The organism is Pseudomonas sp. MWU12-3103b (genome assembly GCF_023100615.1).
In the GTDB taxonomy this organism is placed as follows: Bacteria; Pseudomonadota; Gammaproteobacteria; order Pseudomonadales; family Pseudomonadaceae; genus Aquipseudomonas; species Aquipseudomonas putida_A.
This window is the reverse complement of the sequence record NZ_JALMEY010000012.1, coordinates 56,257-72,149: the sequence shown is the minus strand read 5'-3', so window position 1 is coordinate 72,149 and position 15,893 is coordinate 56,257. Positions and strand designations below refer to the sequence as shown.

17 protein-coding genes are annotated in these 15,893 nt (G+C 59.1%); 11 read left to right on the top strand and 6 right to left on the bottom strand.

Annotated features, from left to right (window positions below; translation table 11 throughout):
• Positions 1 to 619: 619 nt before the first annotated feature.
• The 7 genes from cyoA (at position 620) to M0808_RS18785 (ending at position 6,350) form a co-directional block, all read left to right on the top strand.
• A complete protein-coding gene (gene cyoA, locus M0808_RS18815) occupies positions 620 to 1,561 on the top strand; it encodes a ubiquinol oxidase subunit II (RefSeq protein WP_027612162.1) in 942 nt (313 codons plus the stop codon).
• A gap of 3 nt (positions 1,562 to 1,564) precedes the next feature.
• The gene (gene cyoB / locus M0808_RS18810; RefSeq protein WP_007968380.1) at positions 1,565 to 3,592 is read left to right on the top strand and encodes a cytochrome o ubiquinol oxidase subunit I; all 2,028 of its coding nucleotides are present in this window, start codon (positions 1,565 to 1,567) and stop codon (positions 3,590 to 3,592) included.
• Positions 3,593 to 3,595: 3 nt separating this feature from the next.
• Entirely contained in the window at positions 3,596 to 4,219 is a 624-nt protein-coding gene (gene cyoC, locus M0808_RS18805) for a cytochrome o ubiquinol oxidase subunit III (RefSeq protein ID WP_003227982.1), read from the top strand.
• A complete protein-coding gene (gene cyoD, locus M0808_RS18800; RefSeq protein WP_003227981.1) occupies positions 4,219 to 4,554 on the top strand; it encodes a cytochrome o ubiquinol oxidase subunit IV in 336 nt (111 codons plus the stop codon). The genes cyoC and cyoD overlap by 1 nt, the downstream gene beginning before the upstream one ends.
• A 10-nt stretch (positions 4,555 to 4,564) precedes the next feature.
• On the top strand, positions 4,565 to 5,452 hold the full coding sequence (cyoE, locus tag M0808_RS18795) for a heme o synthase (RefSeq protein ID WP_003227980.1): 888 nt from the start codon (positions 4,565 to 4,567) through the stop codon (positions 5,450 to 5,452).
• A gap of 183 nt (positions 5,453 to 5,635) precedes the next feature.
• Positions 5,636 to 5,866, top strand: coding sequence for a hypothetical protein (locus M0808_RS18790; RefSeq protein ID WP_147304791.1), 231 nt, complete (start codon positions 5,636 to 5,638; stop codon positions 5,864 to 5,866).
• Positions 5,859 to 6,350, top strand: coding sequence for a RidA family protein (locus M0808_RS18785; RefSeq protein ID WP_135296519.1), 492 nt, complete (start codon positions 5,859 to 5,861; stop codon positions 6,348 to 6,350). Before M0808_RS18790 ends, M0808_RS18785 begins: the two co-directional genes overlap by 8 nt.
• 67 nt (positions 6,351 to 6,417) lie before the next feature.
• Here M0808_RS18785 and M0808_RS18780 read toward each other — a convergent pair whose 3' ends face one another.
• The 3 genes from M0808_RS18780 to M0808_RS18770 form a co-directional block, all read right to left on the bottom strand.
• Positions 6,418 to 7,119 carry a hypothetical protein gene (locus M0808_RS18780; protein WP_247842123.1) on the bottom strand — a complete coding sequence of 234 codons (702 nt, stop codon included), beginning with the start codon at positions 7,117 to 7,119 and terminating at the stop codon, positions 6,418 to 6,420.
• Between the two features lie 119 nt (positions 7,120 to 7,238).
• Positions 7,239 to 8,759: a HAMP domain-containing sensor histidine kinase gene (locus tag M0808_RS18775; RefSeq protein ID WP_247842122.1), complete on the bottom strand. Its 1,521-nt coding sequence runs from the start codon at positions 8,757 to 8,759 to the stop codon at positions 7,239 to 7,241.
• Positions 8,756 to 9,466 (bottom strand): response regulator transcription factor, encoded by a 711-nt coding sequence (locus M0808_RS18770; protein ID WP_223007999.1) that lies wholly within the window; start codon positions 9,464 to 9,466, stop codon positions 8,756 to 8,758. Before M0808_RS18770 ends, M0808_RS18775 begins: the two co-directional genes overlap by 4 nt.
• Before the next feature lie 151 nt (positions 9,467 to 9,617).
• On the opposite strand from M0808_RS18770, the gene msrB reads away from it, so the two are divergent.
• Genes msrB through msrA form a run of 3 tightly spaced genes read left to right on the top strand, consistent with a single transcriptional unit; the run spans position 9,618 to position 12,675 of the window.
• Positions 9,618 to 10,136: a peptide-methionine (R)-S-oxide reductase MsrB gene (gene msrB, locus M0808_RS18765; protein WP_096795498.1), complete on the top strand. Its 519-nt coding sequence runs from the start codon at positions 9,618 to 9,620 to the stop codon at positions 10,134 to 10,136.
• Between the two features lie 43 nt (positions 10,137 to 10,179).
• On the top strand, positions 10,180 to 11,955 hold the full coding sequence (locus M0808_RS18760) for a cytochrome c biogenesis protein DipZ (RefSeq protein ID WP_247842121.1): 1,776 nt from the start codon (positions 10,180 to 10,182) through the stop codon (positions 11,953 to 11,955).
• Positions 11,956 to 11,970: 15 nt separating this feature from the next.
• Entirely contained in the window at positions 11,971 to 12,675 is a 705-nt protein-coding gene (gene msrA, locus M0808_RS18755) for a peptide-methionine (S)-S-oxide reductase MsrA (RefSeq protein ID WP_247842120.1), read from the top strand.
• 1 nt (position 12,676) lies between these two features.
• Here the strand turns inward: msrA and M0808_RS18750 are convergent, their stop codons facing one another.
• From M0808_RS18750 to M0808_RS18740, 3 genes are all read right to left on the bottom strand, one after another.
• A complete protein-coding gene (locus M0808_RS18750; protein ID WP_135296512.1) occupies positions 12,677 to 13,192 on the bottom strand; it encodes a hypothetical protein in 516 nt (171 codons plus the stop codon).
• Positions 13,193 to 13,253: 61 nt separating this feature from the next.
• On the bottom strand, positions 13,254 to 13,658 hold the full coding sequence (locus M0808_RS18745; RefSeq protein ID WP_135296511.1) for a GNAT family N-acetyltransferase: 405 nt from the start codon (positions 13,656 to 13,658) through the stop codon (positions 13,254 to 13,256).
• A gap of 53 nt (positions 13,659 to 13,711) precedes the next feature.
• Positions 13,712 to 14,617 carry a LysR family transcriptional regulator gene (locus tag M0808_RS18740; RefSeq protein WP_097086174.1) on the bottom strand — a complete coding sequence of 302 codons (906 nt, stop codon included), beginning with the start codon at positions 14,615 to 14,617 and terminating at the stop codon, positions 13,712 to 13,714.
• A 102-nt stretch (positions 14,618 to 14,719) separates the two neighbouring features.
• On the opposite strand from M0808_RS18740, the gene M0808_RS18735 reads away from it, so the two are divergent.
• Positions 14,720 to 15,892 carry an aspartate aminotransferase family protein gene (locus M0808_RS18735; protein WP_247842119.1) on the top strand — a complete coding sequence of 391 codons (1,173 nt, stop codon included), beginning with the start codon at positions 14,720 to 14,722 and terminating at the stop codon, positions 15,890 to 15,892.
• Position 15,893 lies beyond the last annotated feature (1 nt).

Here is a 15,893-nt window from a genome sequence, read left to right as displayed (position 1 = left end):
GGTCTGTTTCGGCATTTTTCTGGTTTTGCACGCAGGTGCCAGATCAGGCAGTTTTAACAGGCTCTGGCAGATGGCCAGAGGCCTTTGAATATCGGGCTTTGCGCCGATTCGCCGCTGGGAAAATCCCTTCGGAGCTGTCTGAACTGAGGTGTATAGGCCTACATTTTTTGGTGTTTTTGTTGAGAATCGATTTCGATAACATGCGGAACTTTTGCAAAAACGGTGATGGATTGTTGCTCTGAGCGATAAAAATTATTTCGGGATAAGACATGGTGTATAGGGCGCTACCTATCTACAATCGCCCGCACTGAATTCCCGGCACTGTTCAGCCTTTATTAAGGAACTGGACAGGAAGTCGGGTGTCGAGCGGGCCGAAAGGCTTTTGCGACACCCAGGTGTCGGTGCCTTCCAACTTTCCGCACCAAATGGAATTGGTCTGTAACAAGGCCTTTGACCACGAATTCGAATAAGAACTGACCGCTGTCCATGGTTTTGTCGAGCGTCTGACGCGCGACGGGCGGCCCTTATTCAATCCAAAGAAAATGCCAACCCTTGGCAGGGTGAAGTGTTGGCGATCAAAACCCAACTGCATTGCGCAAGCTGCTTTAGAGGTCGTGAGATGAGTAAAAACAGGTACCCCAGATTACTAGGCCTAGTGCCGCTGCTCGGCACGTTGTTGCTGGGAGGCTGCAACATGACCCTGCTCAATCCAACGGGCCAGGTCGGCCTGGAACAGCGCAACCTGATCATCACCGCCACGCTGCTGATGCTGTTGGTCGTTGTGCCGGTTATCGTCATGACCTTCCTGTTCGCCTGGAAGTACCGCGCGTCCAACAAGGATGCCGTCTACACCCCGAAATGGTCGCACTCGACCAAAATCGAAGTGGCGGTCTGGACCATCCCGGTTCTGATCATCATCGCCCTGGGTTACATCACCTACATTTCGACCCACAAACTGGACCCGTACCGTCCGATTGAATCCGACGTCAAGCCGGTGACCATCGAAGTCGTTGCGCTGGACTGGAAGTGGCTGTTCATCTACCCGGAACAAGGCATTGCCACGGTCAACAAGATCGTGTTCCCGGCGCACACTCCGGTCAACTTCCGGATCACCTCCGACGCCGTGATGAACTCGTTCTTCATCCCGGGCCTGGGCGGCCAGATCTACGCGATGGCGGGCATGACCACCAAGCTGCACCTGATCGCTGACCGCAACGCTGAAATGGACGGTATCTCCGCCAACTACAGCGGCGCTGGTTTCACCGGTATGAAATTCAAAGCGATCGCAACTTCTCAGGAAGATTTCGACGCCTGGGTAAGTGAAGTCAAAAAGGCACCTAAACAGCTTGAACAAGCTGAATACGCAGCCCTTGCCAAGCCAAGCCAGAACAATCCAGTCGAGCTCTACTCCTCGGTCACGCCGAACCTGTTCCAGACCATCGTCGACAAGTACGAAGGCATGAAACCGGGCAAGCCGCTGAAGCACGAGAAGAAAGAGAAAGAAGTGGCGGCAACGGACATGGACTCGAATTCGCATTCAGCTGCCGGGGCAGAGGAGTAAACGATGTTTGGTAAATTAAGTTGGGAAGCGATCCCTTTCCACGAGCCGATCGTGATGGTCACCATCTCGATGATCGCGCTCGGTGGTCTGGCGTTGTTCGCTGCAATCACCTACTTCAAGAAGTGGACCTACTTGTGGACCGAGTGGCTGACGTCGGTCGACCACAAGAAAATCGGTGTGATGTACATCATCGTTGCCATGGTCATGCTGCTGCGTGGCTTTGCCGACGCCATCATGATGCGTACCCAGCTGGCCATGGCCACCGAGGGTTCGCCTGGCTACCTGCCGCCTGAACACTATGACCAGATCTTCACCGCTCACGGTGTGATCATGATCATCTTCATGGCGATGCCATTCTTCACCGGCCTGATGAACCTTGCAGTGCCGCTGCAGATCGGCGCGCGTGACGTTGCCTTCCCGTTCCTGAACTCCCTGAGCTTCTGGCTGCTGGTGTCCGGCGTTGTGCTGATCAACCTGTCCCTGGGCGTCGGCGAATTCGCCAAGACCGGCTGGGTTGCCTATCCGCCGCTGTCGGGTCTGCAGTACAGCCCTGGCGTGGGGATGGACTACTACATCTGGGCGCTACAGCTATCCGGGTTGGGTACGACGCTGACGGGGGTCAACTTCCTCGCCACCGTGCTGAAAATGCGTACCCCTGGCATGAAACTGATGGACATGCCGATCTTCACCTGGACCTGCACCTGGGCCAACGTCCTGATCGTGGCTTCGTTCCCGATCCTGACCGCTACCCTGGCACTGCTGACCCTCGACCGTTACATGGATTTCCACATTTTCACCAATGAACTTGGTGGCAATCCAATGATGTACGTCAACCTGTTCTGGGCCTGGGGCCACCCTGAGGTTTACATCCTGATCCTGCCGGCATTCGGCATCTTCTCGGAAGTGATCTCGGCGTTCACCGGCAAGAAACTGTTCGGCCACCACTCGATGATCTACGCTTCGGGCGCGATCTCGGTACTGGGCTTCATGGTTTGGCTGCACCACTTCTTCACCATGGGTTCGGGTGCCAGTGTCAACGCCTTCTTCGGTCTGGCGACGATGCTGATTTCCATCCCGACGGGTGTGAAACTGTTCAACTGGCTGTTCACCATCTACCAGGGCCGTCTGCGCTTCACCAGCCAGGTTCTGTGGACCCTGGGCTTCATGGTGACCTTCGCCATCGGCGGCATGACCGGCGTACTGCTGGCCATCCCGGGTGCTGACTTCGTTCTGCACAACAGCCTGTTTGTGATCGCGCACTTCCACAACGTGATCATCGGCGGCGCGGTATTCGGCTACATCGCAGGTTTCGGCTTCTACTTCCCGAAAGCGTTCGGCTTCAAGCTGCACGAAGGCTGGGGTAAAGCAGCGTTCTGGTTCTGGATCTCGGGCTTCTTCGTCGCGTTCATGCCGCTCTATGCACTGGGCTTCATGGGCATGACCCGTCGTCTGAACGCCACCACCAACCCTGAGTGGGTACCGTACCTGTACGTTGCCATGTTCGGTGCGGTGATGATCGCTGTCGGTATCGCCTGCCAACTGATCCAGCTGTACGTCAGTGTGCGTGACCGCAACAAGCCAGAGAACATGTGCGAACACGGTGACCCGTGGAATGCCCACACTCTGGAATGGTCGACCTCGTCGCCACCTCCGTTCTACAACTTCGCTGTGCTGCCTAAGGCTGACTGCATCGACCCGTTCACCGAAGCCAAGGAAAACGGTACTGCGTACCAGGCTCCGGCCAAGTACGAGCCGATCCACATGCCGAACAACACCGCCACTGGCGTGGTGATGGGCGCACTGCTGACCGTCTTCGGTTTCGCGATGATCTGGCACATCTGGTGGTTGGCGATCGCCAGCCTGGCCGGCACTGTCATCTACTTCGTGATCCACGCCGCACGTGACGACCAGGGCTACATGGTTCCGGTTGAAACGATCGAGCGCATCGAAGCCGAGCAGCACAAGCGTCTGGTCGCGGCAGGGAAAATCCCGGCCAATGCCACCCGTGTAACCTCGTTGGAACAGGCTTAAACCATGTCGAACTTAGTGACCAATGTTGGACACGCCCATGGTGACCATGGGCACGATGACCATCACCACGACTCGGGCGAGATGACCGTATACGGTTTCTGGCTCTACCTGATGACCGACTGCATTCTGTTTGCGTCGATCTTCGCGGTGTACGCAGTACTGGTAAACAACGTCGCCGGTGGCCCGTCGGGCCACGACATTTTCGAACTGCCATACGTGCTGGGCGAAACCGCTCTGCTGTTGTTCAGTTCGATCACCTACGGCTTCGCCATGTTGGCGTTGTACAAAGGCAAGAAGCAGCAGGTTCTGGGCTGGTTGTTCATGACCTTCCTGCTCGGCGCAGGCTTCATCGCCATGGAGATCAACGAGTTCCACCTGCTGATCTCCGAGGGCTTCGGTCCTAGCCGTTCGGGCTTCCTGTCGGCGTTCTTCACCCTGGTCGGTACCCACGGTCTGCACGTATCTGCGGGTCTGATCTGGATGGGCATCATGATGTACCAGGTCAACAAGCACGGCCTGACGGCGACCAACAAGACCCGTCTGAGCTGCCTGAGCCTGTTCTGGCACTTCCTGGACGTGGTGTGGATCTGCGTATTCACCGTTGTTTACCTGATGGGGACTCTGTAATGGCTAATGCACACTCCCATGACAGCCATGATGCTGGCCACGGCAGCGTAAAGTCGTACGCCATCGGCTTCATCCTGTCGGTGATCCTGACTGCCATCCCGTTCGGCCTGGTGATGTTCCCGACCTTGCCGAAGTCGACCACGCTGGCAATCGTTCTGTTGTTCGCAGTAATCCAGGTGATTGTTCACCTGTACTACTTCCTGCACCTGGACCGTTCGATTGCACAACGTAACAACGTGATCGCGTTTGTCTTTACGGCCATCGTGATCCTGCTGCTGGTTGGCCTGTCGCTGTGGATCATGTTCAGCATCCACACGTACATGATGGCGAAGTGAGGTAGACCCGATGTCGCTCAAGCACTTTATCCAAATCACCAAACCGGGGATCATTTTCGGTAACGTGCTTTCTGTGGCAGGCGGGTTCTTCCTGGCCTCGAAAGGGCATGTAGATCTGGCGGTGTTCCTGGCCGCCATGATCGGCACTTCCCTGGTTGTGGCCTCCGGTTGCGTGTTCAACAACTGCATCGACCGCGACATCGACCTGAAGATGGAACGCACCAAGAACCGGGTGCTGGTGCAGGGCTTGATCTCCCTGAAACTGGCCCTGGTCTACGCGACCATCCTGGGTGTTCTCGGCGTTGCCTTGTTGTACAAGGTGGCCAACCCGTTGGCCGCCCTGTTCGCGGTAATCGGCTTCATCATCTACGTCGGCTTCTACAGCCTGTACCTCAAGCGCAAGTCGGTTCACGGCACGCTGGTGGGCAGTCTGTCGGGCGCCATGCCGCCAGTGATCGGTTACGTTGCCGTAACCAACAGCTTCGACATGGCCGCACTGACCCTGCTGGTGATGTTCAGCCTGTGGCAGATGCCGCATTCCTACGCCATCGCGATCTTCCGTTTCAACGACTACCTGGCCGCATCGATTCCGGTGCTGCCCGTCAAGCGCGGAATCGAAGTGGCCAAGAAGCACATCCTGCTCTACATCCTGGCGTTCCTCGTGGCGACCTTGATGCTGACCTTCAGCGGTTACGCCGGCATGAGCTACCTCGCGGTCGCCGCGGCCATGGGCATGTACTGGTTGTACATGGCCTGGACCGGCTACAAGGCGGTGGATGACACGGTCTGGGCACGCAAGCTGTTCGTGTTCTCGATCTTCACCATCACCGCCCTGAGCGTCATGATGTCCCTGGACTTCAAGGTGCCGGCCGAGCTGTTGCTGACGTACGCGCCGTAAGGCTGGATGGCTTCACGAAAAACCCCGCACATTGAGAGATGTGCGGGGTTTTTTGTTGGGTGCTATTTAAGGTTGAGCGTGTCTTTGGGAAACGACTGTCTGCTTATAGAGAGATCTCCTACCTTCGGAAAACTTTTCATTAGTTAGGATCCCAGAGGCTATTTTCTAATGGGGCAGGTTTGGATGAAAAAGCGCGATCTGTTTGCTGAATTAATGCAGGGCGTCGCAGAGATGGCGGCACATCGTGAAAATGTGGCGAAGGATGCCTTAGCGGCCGGTTGCTATCACTTCGTGAAACACCTAGATTTGGATCCAACTATGTCGATGACCTGCCACAAATCGGATCTCCGGCAATCATCGGTCTTAACCTGCGGTTCTTCATGCACTGATCAAAAGGCTGGGCGAAATGACTGAGAGGATGACCTGCGACGAACGTTTCATTGCCCTGGCACACGAGCTGAACTACGACATCTATGGCGAGAACACCGCCGGCGGCAATTACGCGCCGCTGATCCGCCATCGCGATGAGTTGTACATCAGCGGCATGGTGCCGCGGGTCAATGGCAGGATTCTGTATCCCGGTCGCGTCGGGTTGGAGTTGACGCTCAAGGATGCCCAGGCTGCCGCGAGCATCAGTGCCATGCGCTGCCTGGCGCTGATTGTCGATGCGGTGGGTTCGCTGGACAAGATTCGAGCGTTGTTGCGGGTCACGGTGTATGTGAAGTCGACCCCGGACTTCGTTGACCTGAGCGAGGTGGCAAACGGCGCATCGGACGTGTTCAGCCATGTGCTCGGCGATGCCGGCCGGCACACTCGCACTACGGTCGGTGTCTATCAGTTGCCGAAGAACGCCGCGATTGAAGTCGACATGATCGCGGCGGTGCAGTCGGAAGTCTGATCGCCGCGCCGCCCAACAAAAAGCCCCGCCTGAATCTCAGAGCGGGGCTTTTTTGTCGGCGCCGGGATTACTGCGCGGCGATGCTGTAACCATCGAACGCGGTTTGCTGTTGCAGGGCGGTGATGATGTTCTTGCGGTTGATCGCGTGTTCGGTGCCGGCGTTGTCGAGGAAGGTTTCGCCTTCCAGCTCGGCTTCTTCGCCTTCACCGACGAAGGTGAAACCGAGGAACTCCAGCGCTTCACGGTCAACGTTCAGGCGCGAACGCGGAGTGCGCAGCGGCAGGGTCACGCTGCTGCCGTCCTTGCTGATGGTGAAGATTTCCAGTTCTTTCTTCTTGGCAGCCTTGCCCTTGCCGCCACTCGGATTGCTGATCGCCTGGTGGGTCTGATTCAGCACTTTGAGCGCGAGGCCGTAAACGATTTCCTGGAACGCCGGATCGTCCTTGAAGCAGGACAGGATGCGGCCGATCGAGAACTTGCTGCTCAGGTCTTCAAGGGCGGCGAGGTCGGCGGCCTCGGCGTCCTTGAGGCGCTTGAGTTCGCCCATCAGCTCGTAGGCCTTGTCGTCATCGAAGCTGTCGTGCGCCTGACGGATCGCGGCGCGCAGCTCGCGGATCTGGTCACTTTCGCGGGTCGACTGGAAAGCATCCAGCACCATCTCGCTGATGATTTTGGCTTGTGGAAGGTGTTGTGAAAGATTGATGGAGTTTTCGTATTCCGCTTTGGACGATTCGGTGACTACGGATTCAGCGGTGTTGAAATCGGACATTGAAATTTCACTACTTTTTTAACTTGAGTGGAAACGAGAAAGCGCGAGGTCTTTTTCAGGCCGGTTAATTTAGGGGAGCGGGGCGGCGTTGTCACGGAACAACAGTCCGGTGGTGCGGATTATTTGTCCGGCGTGTTCAGGTTCATCGAGCGCACCATCCACTGTTCAGCGGTTTGCTGATCGGTCGGCAGCGTGAAGCGGAAAGTCGCGCCGCGCCCGGCGACATCGATCAACTGAATCTCACGCCCGTGCAGTTGCAGGATGCGGTGGACGATCCGCAGGCCCAGTCCACCGTCACGCCGCGCGCCGCCAATATTGAACGGACGCAGGAACAGACCTTCGCGCAGATCCGGAGCGATGCCGGGGCCGGAGTCGCTGACCGTGACTTCGACCAAGGCGCCCTGGGGTTTCAAGTCGAGCTCGATTTCACCGCCCGCAGGCGTGTGGCGCAAAGCGTTATCCACCAGGTTGGTCAGCACCCGTTCGATCAACCCGAGGTCGGCGCAGACGGTCGGCAGGTTCGGGACGAAGCTGGCCTTGAGTTCGACATGGCGGGCTTCGGCGGCCAGTTCGAATTTCTGGAAGATGTCCTGCAGCAGATCGATCAGCGAGAAGCGTTCCAGTACCGGCTGCACGAAACCGTGCTCCAGACGCACCAGCTCCAGCAGCGATTGCGCCAACCCGCCGACCTTGCGGCTCTGATCCAGCGCGATGCCCAGATAACGCCGGCGTTCTTCGGCGGTGAGTGTGGCGTCCTTGAGTGACAGGGTTTCCAGATAGCCGTGCAGCGAGGCCAGCGGTGTGCGCAGGTCGTGGGAGATGTTCGCCACCAGTTCGCGGCGCTCCTGATCCTGGCGGGTCAACGAGCGCCACTGATCACCCAGTCGGTTTTGCATCTGCCGGAAGGCGCCATCGAGTACGGCGATTTCATCCGGGTCAGCGCTTTTATCCACAGTCGCTGACGGTGCAGGCAGAGGTTGCGGCGCGCCATCAATGTCGAAGCGGCTGACGGTTTCGGTCAATCGGCGCAGTGGCCGGGTGATCAGGTTGAACGCCGTGAGACCGGCGATCAGGCATAGCAATGCGACCAGTCCGATCGACAGCAATGCAGTGTTGAGCGCGGCACTGGTCGCGCCACGTTCGGCGAAACGATCGTGTTCTTCACTGAGCAACACCACGTACAGATAACCGGCGGGCTTGCCGTTGACCCGTAACGGCGCGGCACTGAAGACCTTGCGCCCGTCGACGCTGCGCGGGTCATCGCCGAGGATCGGCAGCGGCTGGTCATTGAGCAGGCGGCGGATCGGCGCCAGATCGACGGTCTCCCGGCGTAGATGGCCTTCGGGCGCCGCGTTGCCGACAATCCGCCCCTCACTGTCGAGCAGGTACACCTCGACACTCGGGTTGACCAGCATCAGCTTGCTGAACAGTTCGCGCACGGCGCCGGGCATCAGGCCATGGCTGTCCATCAGCACCGTGTCATGGGCGATGTGCTGCGCCAGATCCCGCGACAGGCCTTGCACCACTTCCAGTTCATGCATCTTGCTGGAGCGCACCTGCAGCCATGCCGAGGTGCCGCAGCACACCAGCAGCAAAACGGCGAACACCAGCGACAGGCGCTGCGACAGGGTCAGTTTCATGGTTGTTCCGTACTGAATTTATAGCCTCGGCCCCACACGGTGAGGATGCGGGTCGGTTGCGCCGGATCGCTTTCGATTTTCGCCCGCAAGCGATTGATGTGGGTGTTGACCGTGTGCTCGTAGCCTTCGTGGCTGTAACCCCATACCGCGTTGAGCAGGTCCATGCGTGAGAACACCTTGCCCGGCTGTCGGGCGAAGAAATACAGCAAGTCGAACTCTCGCGGAGTGAGGTCCAGACGCGCGCCATTGAGGGCGACGTCGCGGGTAATCGGGTCGATGCTCAAACCATCGAGACTGAGGCTGCCGGCGTCCATCTTCAGGTTGCGCGCCATGGCGTCGACCCGGCGCAGCAAGGCTTTGACCCGAGCCACCAGTTCCAGCATTGAAAACGGTTTGGCGAGGTAATCGTCGGCACCCAGTTCCAGACCCAGAATGCGGTGCAATTCGCTGGAGCGGGCGCTAGTGATGATGATCGGCGTGTAGCGCGCCATCGCCCGGGCGCGGCGGCAGATTTCCAGGCCGTCGACCCCCGGCAGCATCAGGTCGAGGATCAGTGCATCCCATTGTCCCTGTTGCAACAGGCGCATGCCTTCGTCGCCATCGGCGCAGTGCACGACGTCGTAATGCTCATCGCGCAGGTGCAGGCAAATCAAGTCGGCGATGTGCTGGTCATCCTCGACCACGAGGATGCGTCTGGTTAATTCCATCAAGCTCAATCCTTCGGCGCAGTGAGCGCATTGTGCGGGTTTTCCTCGGGGCGAGTTATCACGAATTCGTTAACTTCCCGTGAGGATTTGGCGATCAACCCAAGCGTAGGCTGTGTTCCATGACAGGCACCTGGAATTTTTGGAGACGGCCATGTTTTCACGGCGACAGATTCTCGTAGCGAGCGGCGGGCTGGGGGTTGCAGCTCTGGTGGCGGGTGTATTGCCAAAATTTTCCTCGGGCTCCGCACTGATCGAGCAAGCCCATGCCGATGAGGTTTTCGAGGTTAGCCACAGCGACAGTGAATGGCACTCGCTGCTCTCGGACGAGCAGTACGCCATCCTGCGCGAAGAAGGCACCGAACGGGCCTATACCAGCCCGCTCAACGACGAGCATCGCAACGGCACATTCGCCTGCGCGGGTTGTGATCTGGCGCTGTTTTCATCGGCGACCAAGTTCGACAGCCGCACGGGCTGGCCGAGTTTCTGGGCACCGTTGGAACATGCGGTGGCCACGCGTCAGGACCGATCGTTCGGTATGTCACGCAATGAAGTGCACTGCCGACGCTGCGGCGGGCACTTGGGACATGTGTTCGACGACGGCCCGAAACCCACCGGCCTGCGCTATTGCATGAATGGCCTGGCGATGACGTTCAAACCCGTAGCGGCATGAGCCATGGCCATTTTTCGATGTTCACTTTCTACAGGACGACACCATGTGGCTCTTGGTTCTCGCTTATCTGGGCGGTGTGCTGACGATCGTCAGTCCGTGCATCCTGCCTGTTCTGCCTTTTGTCTTCGCTCGCACCGGGCAGCCGTTTATCAAGAGTGGCTTGCCGCTCTTGGCCGGGATGGCGCTGACTTTCGCCCTCGTCGCCACACTGGCGGCGGTGGGCGGCGGTTGGGTGGTGCAAGTCAATCAGTACGGGCGCTGGCTCGCGTTGCTGTTCGTTGCACTGTTCGGGCTGACGCTGCTGCTGCCGCGCCTCGCCGAGCGCCTGACGCGACCGCTGGTCTCGGCCGGCAGTCGGCTGTCCGAAGCCGCGGGCCAGGACAATCGTCCGCGTCCCGGCGCCTCGTTTCTGATTGGCGTCGCCACGGGTCTGCTCTGGGCACCGTGCGCCGGGCCCATCCTCGGTTTGATTCTGACCGGAGCCGCGCTGCAAGGGGCAAGCATCGCCACCACGCTGTTGTTGCTCGCCTACGCGGCGGGCGCCGCGACTTCACTGGCGGCGGCGCTGCTGCTGGGCAGTAAGGTCTTTGCGTTGATGAAGCGCTCGATCGGTACGGGGGAGTGGATCCGGCGCGGGTTGGGGGCGGCGATGCTCGCGGGTGTCGCAGCGATTGCGCTGGGCCTCGACACCGGGCTGTTGGCGCGGCTGTCGACGGCTTCCACGGGCGGGATTGAACAGGCGCTGGTCGGCAAGCTGACCAGCAAATCGCCGACGGGCAACGGAACCATGATGGCGCAGATTCCTGCTGCCGGCGGGGCGATGAAAGTTGCCGACAAGGCACCGGGAACACTACCGGTCGAAGGCCAGTTGCCGCCGCTCAATGGCGCCGTGCAATGGCTCAATTCGCCACCGCTGGACGCCCATGCATTGAAGGGCAAAGTGGTGCTGGTGGATTTCTGGACCTACTCCTGCATCAACTGCCTGCGGACCTTGCCATACGTCAAAGCCTGGGCGGAAAAGTACCGCGATCAAGGCCTGGTAGTGATTGGCGTGCACGCCCCGGAGTTCGCTTTCGAGCGCGATGTGGGCAATGTCACTAAAGCCATGAAGGAGCTGGGTATCAACTATCCGGTCGCCATCGATAACGACTACAAGATCTGGCGTGCTTTCAACAACGAATACTGGCCGGCGCATTATTTTGCCGATGCTCAAGGACGGATTCGTTACCACCATTTTGGCGAAGGCGACTACGCCGAATCGGAGCGGGTCATCCAGCAGTTACTGCGTGAAGCCGGGGCGAAAACCGTGGCCGATGGCCTGATCAACGCCGATGCCCAAGGCGTGCAACAGGCGCCGGACATGAATCAGGTGCTGTCACCGGAAACCTACGTCGGCTACCAGCGTGCGGAACATTTCGTACCGGAAACCGGGCTGGTGCCTGACAAGGTCGCGACCTATAACCCACCCGCCAACCTGGCTTTGAATGACTGGAGCCTTGGCGGCCAGTGGGCCGTCGGTGCCGAGCAGGCCACCGCCAGCGCGCCGGCCAGTCGCATCGTCTACCGCTTCCACGCCCGCGATCTGCATCTGGTGCTGGGCCCGGGTGCGGATGGCAAACCGGTGCGTTTCAACGTGTCGATTGACGGTCAGGCGCCGGGTGCCGCCCATGGTGTGGATGTCGCCGCGGATGGCAGCGGCCGCGTGACCGAGCAGCGCCTGTATCAACTGGTACGGCAAACCGACGAGGTGAAGGACCGGACCTTCACCATCGAATTTCTTGACCCGGGCGTATCGGCTTACGCCTTCACCTTCGGCTGATCGGGAGTGCGCAACATGAAAGCTCAAAACAACTGGCGCCGTGCACTGCTCGGCGTCGCCATGGCCGGTGTGATCGGTCAGTGCTCGGCGTTCTCTTTCGGTGCAGAGGACGCGGTGGTCATCCCGCCGCCAGCCCTCGACGAAACCACTCAGGCGCACAGTGAAACGGCGGTATTCGCCGGTGGTTGTTTCTGGGGCGTGCAAGGGGTTTTCCAGCACGTCAAAGGCGTGCAGAAAGCCGTCTCCGGTTATGCCGGCGGCGCAGCGAACACGGCGCAATACGAGCGGGTCAGCGAAGGCGATACCGGTCACGCCGAGTCCGTGCAAGTTACCTTCGACCCGACGCAAGTCAGCTACGGCAGCCTGCTGCAGATCTACTTCTCGGTGGCCCACAATCCGACCGAACTCAACCGCCAAGGCCCCGACAGCGGCACGCAATATCGCTCGGCGCTGTTCCCGGTCAATGCCGATCAACAACGGGTGGCCCAGGCCTACATCGCCCAACTCGACGCGGCGCATGCCTACAGCAAACCGATCGTCACCCAACTGGAAACCTACAACGGTTTCTACCCGGCGGAGGACTATCACCAGGATTTCCTCACCGAACACCCGAGCTATCCGTACATCGTGATCAACGACATGCCCAAGGTCGCGCAGTTGAAGCAGTTGTTTGCGCAGCGTTATCAGGAGAAACCGGTGTTGGTGAAAACTGGTTCCTGAATTACTGCGAGGTTATTTGCCGGCGTTGGGACTGAAGCGTGCGCAGCAAACGGTAGTACTTCAGCGAACGAGTGCCGATCAACCCACAGACGAAACCTGACGCTGCAGCTTTGAACAGCAGCGTATCCAGAGCAGAGGCTTGCTCCGGATGCACGTCATCCTGATAACCGAAGTAGTAATTCACGGCAAAAAACAGCAGGTACAACATCAACACTTTCCAAGTGCCGGGCAAGATCAGTCCTGTTTGCGAATCATCAAGCGTCACGTATTGCGCCGAAAACATTAGCCATGCCGTAACGCCGCCCAGCAAGAGGGCGCCAATCCAGCAGCTGAGGGACAGGACTGGGTTAAGCGTCAGATTTATTGAGAAGAGAGACCAGGCTATTAACACTGGTGGCGTGACCAGCATTGCTAAACGGCTCTTGGGGCTGGGCGTGCGAGCCTTGATCCCGAAATAAACGAGTACCAGGAAAACCGCATAAACCCACAGAGGGGTGTTTTGCAGAGTGATCAGCATCAATTGGCGTCCGTGCTTGAAAGAGAAGATGAATCATAGCGGTTGCCATGTTCGGCGGCGGTTATTTCAAGCGCGGTCGCTCCATGGCAATTACCGATGTTTCAAACCCCAAACTGGCAAAAAACGCCTCCGCACCTTCGCGCCCGGCGCGTAGTACCCAAGTGATCTCGGGGTTGTCCCCCATGACATGCTCGACCAGTGCGCGCCCGACGCCGGCGCGCCGATGCTGGCCATCAACTACGACCATCGACAGATAACCGTTGGACAAACCATCGGTGATGCCTCGGGCAAAACCGATGATTTTTTCTCCGCTCAGTGCGACGGCAGTGCGTTGCGAGTTTTCGATCAGTTGAGTGAAGTAGTCGCTGGAGCCTGTTCGGTGTCCCCAGCCATGTAGGCCGAGAAACAGCCGAACTGGCTCCACTTCGTCGGGCAACAGATCGCGTACGGTAAGGTCGTTTCTCATCGATAACAGCATCCTTGTCGGCAATCACCGGAGCGTAGTCGATAGCAATTGAGTCAGGATCTGCCCCAGGTTTTCATCGCGAACTCGACGAAGCGCCGCAGCTTCGGCAAACGATAACGATCCGGGGCATACAACAGATGCAAAGGGCGGCTCGGTGGCTGGTAATCGGGTATCACCGTCACCAGTTTGCCGTCGCGCAGATCCTGTTCCACCAGCGCATCCGGCAGCATCACGATGCCCATCCCGGTGCGTGCCGCCTGATGCAGGCCGGCGGAGGTGTTCATCAGCATCGGGCCGCTGACGTCGACCAGAATCTCGCCGTCCGGGCCGCTGAGGCGCCAGCGTTTTTCCACTGATTGCCAGTCATCGCCGGCAGGGTAGGCGAAGGACAGGCAGTCGTGTTGTTGCAGGTCTTCCGGGGTGATCGGCATGCCGCGTCGGGCGACGTAAGCCGGCGAAGCGCACACGGTCAGGGTGTAGTCGATCAGCGGCCGGGCGATCAGGTTCGACTGCTCGAAATGGCCCAGCCGAAACGCTACATCGAGGCCACTTTCCAGCAAGTCCGGACGGCGGTTGGTCAGCACCACGTCCATTTTCACCTGCGGGTATTGCAGGGAAAACTCGCTGAGCGCCGGGGCCAGACGTTCGACGCCAAAAGTCAGCGGCGCGGTGATGCGCAACAGGCCGCGCGGCTCGTCTAGGGCCTGTTCGGCCAAGCGTTCGGAGTCGGCCACCAGACCCAGAACGTCCAGACAGCGCTGGTAGTAAACGCTGCCGAACTCGGTAAGCCGCTGGCGGCGGGTGGTGCGCTGCAACAATTGCACGCCGAGCCGTTGCTCCAGTGCGCGCAGGTGATTTCCGACCATGGTTGTGGACATTTCGCACTGCAACGCGGCCGCCGTCATGCTCCCGGCTTCCACGACCTTCACATACACGCTCATCGCCTGCAACAGGTCCATTATCAAGCTCAGCTTTTAAATGAATGAAGTTTTGCCGAGTTTATCCAGTTCTGGTGGCTAACCATACTGCAAACACACCGACCTTCACTGGAGTTTGAAGTCATGACCGCCGCCCTGATGAACACCTACCAACCGCTAGCCTTGAGCTTCACCAGAGGCCTGGGCACTCGCCTGTGGGATCAGGCCGGTCGTGAGTATCTGGATGCCGTCGCCGGGGTCGCGGTGACCAATGTCGGGCACTCGCACCCGCGGATTGTCGCTGCCATCAGCGAGCAGGCCGCAATGCTGTTGCACACCTCCAACCTGTACAGCATCGACTGGCAGCAGCAACTGGCCAAACGGCTGACTGAGCTGTCGGGCATGGATCGCGCGTTCTTCAATAACTCGGGTGCTGAGGCTAACGAAACCGCACTGAAACTTGCGCGCTTGTACGGCTGGAGCAAAGGTATCGAACAGCCGCTGGTGGTGGTCATGGCCAACGCATTTCATGGCCGCACGCTCGGTACGTTGTCGGCGAGTGATGGGCCGGCGGTACGTCTGGGCTTCAATGATCTGCCGGGGGATTTCGTCAAAGTGCCTTTCGGTGATCTGGCGGCGCTGGATCAGCTACAGCACAAGCATGGCGCGCGCATCGTGGCGATTCTGGTCGAGCCGATCCAGGGCGAAAGCGGCGTGCAACTGGCGCCGCCCGGCTACCTCAAAGCCCTACGCGATCTGTGCAATCGGCACGCCTGGCTGCTGATGCTCGACGAAATCCAGACCGGTATCGGCCGTACTGGCCAGTGGTTTGCGTTCCAGCATGAAGGTATCGTGCCGGACGTCATGACCCTGGCCAAAGGCCTCGGCAATGGTGTGCCGATCGGCGCCTGTCTGGCGCGGGGCAGAGCGGCGGACCTGTTCACCCCCGGCAGCCATGGCAGTACGTTCGGCGGTAATCCGCTGGCCTGCCGGGTCGGTTGCACGGTGCTGGATATCATTGAAGAACAAGACTTGCTGGAAAATGTTCGGGTACAGGGGGAACGCTTGCTGGCTCGTCTACGTACCGAACTGGCAGACAACCCCAACGTGCTGGCGATTCGTGGGCAGGGCTTGATGATTGGCATCGAGCTGAAACAGCCGATCCGCGATCTGACGCTGATTGCTGCGCGGGATCATGGATTGCTGATCAACGTTACACGCGGCAAGACGATACGGCTGCTGCCGCCACTGACGATTGATGAGCGAGAGGTGGAGATGATTGTCAGAGGTGTGGGGCGTGCCGTGATCGCGCACTGAC

Excerpts from the sequence above, each read along its gene's own strand:
- cyoC (WP_003227982.1), top strand. The coding sequence starts at position 3,596 with ATGTCGAACTTAGTGACCAATGTTGGACACGCCCATGGTGACCATGGG.
- M0808_RS18745 (WP_135296511.1), bottom strand. The coding sequence starts at position 13,658 with ATGAGAAACGACCTTACCGTACGCGATCTGTTGCCCGACGAAGTGGAG.
- M0808_RS18775 (WP_247842122.1), bottom strand. The coding sequence starts at position 8,759 with ATGAAACTGACCCTGTCGCAGCGCCTGTCGCTGGTGTTCGCCGTTTTG.
- M0808_RS18735 (WP_247842119.1), top strand. The coding sequence starts at position 14,720 with ATGACCGCCGCCCTGATGAACACCTACCAACCGCTAGCCTTGAGCTTC.
- M0808_RS18760 (WP_247842121.1), top strand. The coding sequence starts at position 10,180 with ATGTGGCTCTTGGTTCTCGCTTATCTGGGCGGTGTGCTGACGATCGTC.
- M0808_RS18780 (WP_247842123.1), bottom strand. The coding sequence starts at position 7,119 with ATGTCCGATTTCAACACCGCTGAATCCGTAGTCACCGAATCGTCCAAA.
- cyoA (WP_027612162.1), top strand. The coding sequence starts at position 620 with ATGAGTAAAAACAGGTACCCCAGATTACTAGGCCTAGTGCCGCTGCTC.
- cyoD (WP_003227981.1), top strand. The coding sequence starts at position 4,219 with ATGGCTAATGCACACTCCCATGACAGCCATGATGCTGGCCACGGCAGC.
- M0808_RS18750 (WP_135296512.1), bottom strand. The coding sequence starts at position 13,192 with ATGCTGATCACTCTGCAAAACACCCCTCTGTGGGTTTATGCGGTTTTC.
- msrA (WP_247842120.1), top strand. The coding sequence starts at position 11,971 with ATGAAAGCTCAAAACAACTGGCGCCGTGCACTGCTCGGCGTCGCCATG.
- M0808_RS18790 (WP_147304791.1), top strand. The coding sequence starts at position 5,636 with ATGAAAAAGCGCGATCTGTTTGCTGAATTAATGCAGGGCGTCGCAGAG.
- msrB (WP_096795498.1), top strand. The coding sequence starts at position 9,618 with ATGTTTTCACGGCGACAGATTCTCGTAGCGAGCGGCGGGCTGGGGGTT.
- M0808_RS18785 (WP_135296519.1), top strand. The coding sequence starts at position 5,859 with ATGACTGAGAGGATGACCTGCGACGAACGTTTCATTGCCCTGGCACAC.
- cyoE (WP_003227980.1), top strand. The coding sequence starts at position 4,565 with ATGTCGCTCAAGCACTTTATCCAAATCACCAAACCGGGGATCATTTTC.
- cyoB (WP_007968380.1), top strand. The coding sequence starts at position 1,565 with ATGTTTGGTAAATTAAGTTGGGAAGCGATCCCTTTCCACGAGCCGATC.
- M0808_RS18740 (WP_097086174.1), bottom strand. The coding sequence starts at position 14,617 with ATGGACCTGTTGCAGGCGATGAGCGTGTATGTGAAGGTCGTGGAAGCC.
- M0808_RS18770 (WP_223007999.1), bottom strand. The coding sequence starts at position 9,466 with ATGGAATTAACCAGACGCATCCTCGTGGTCGAGGATGACCAGCACATC.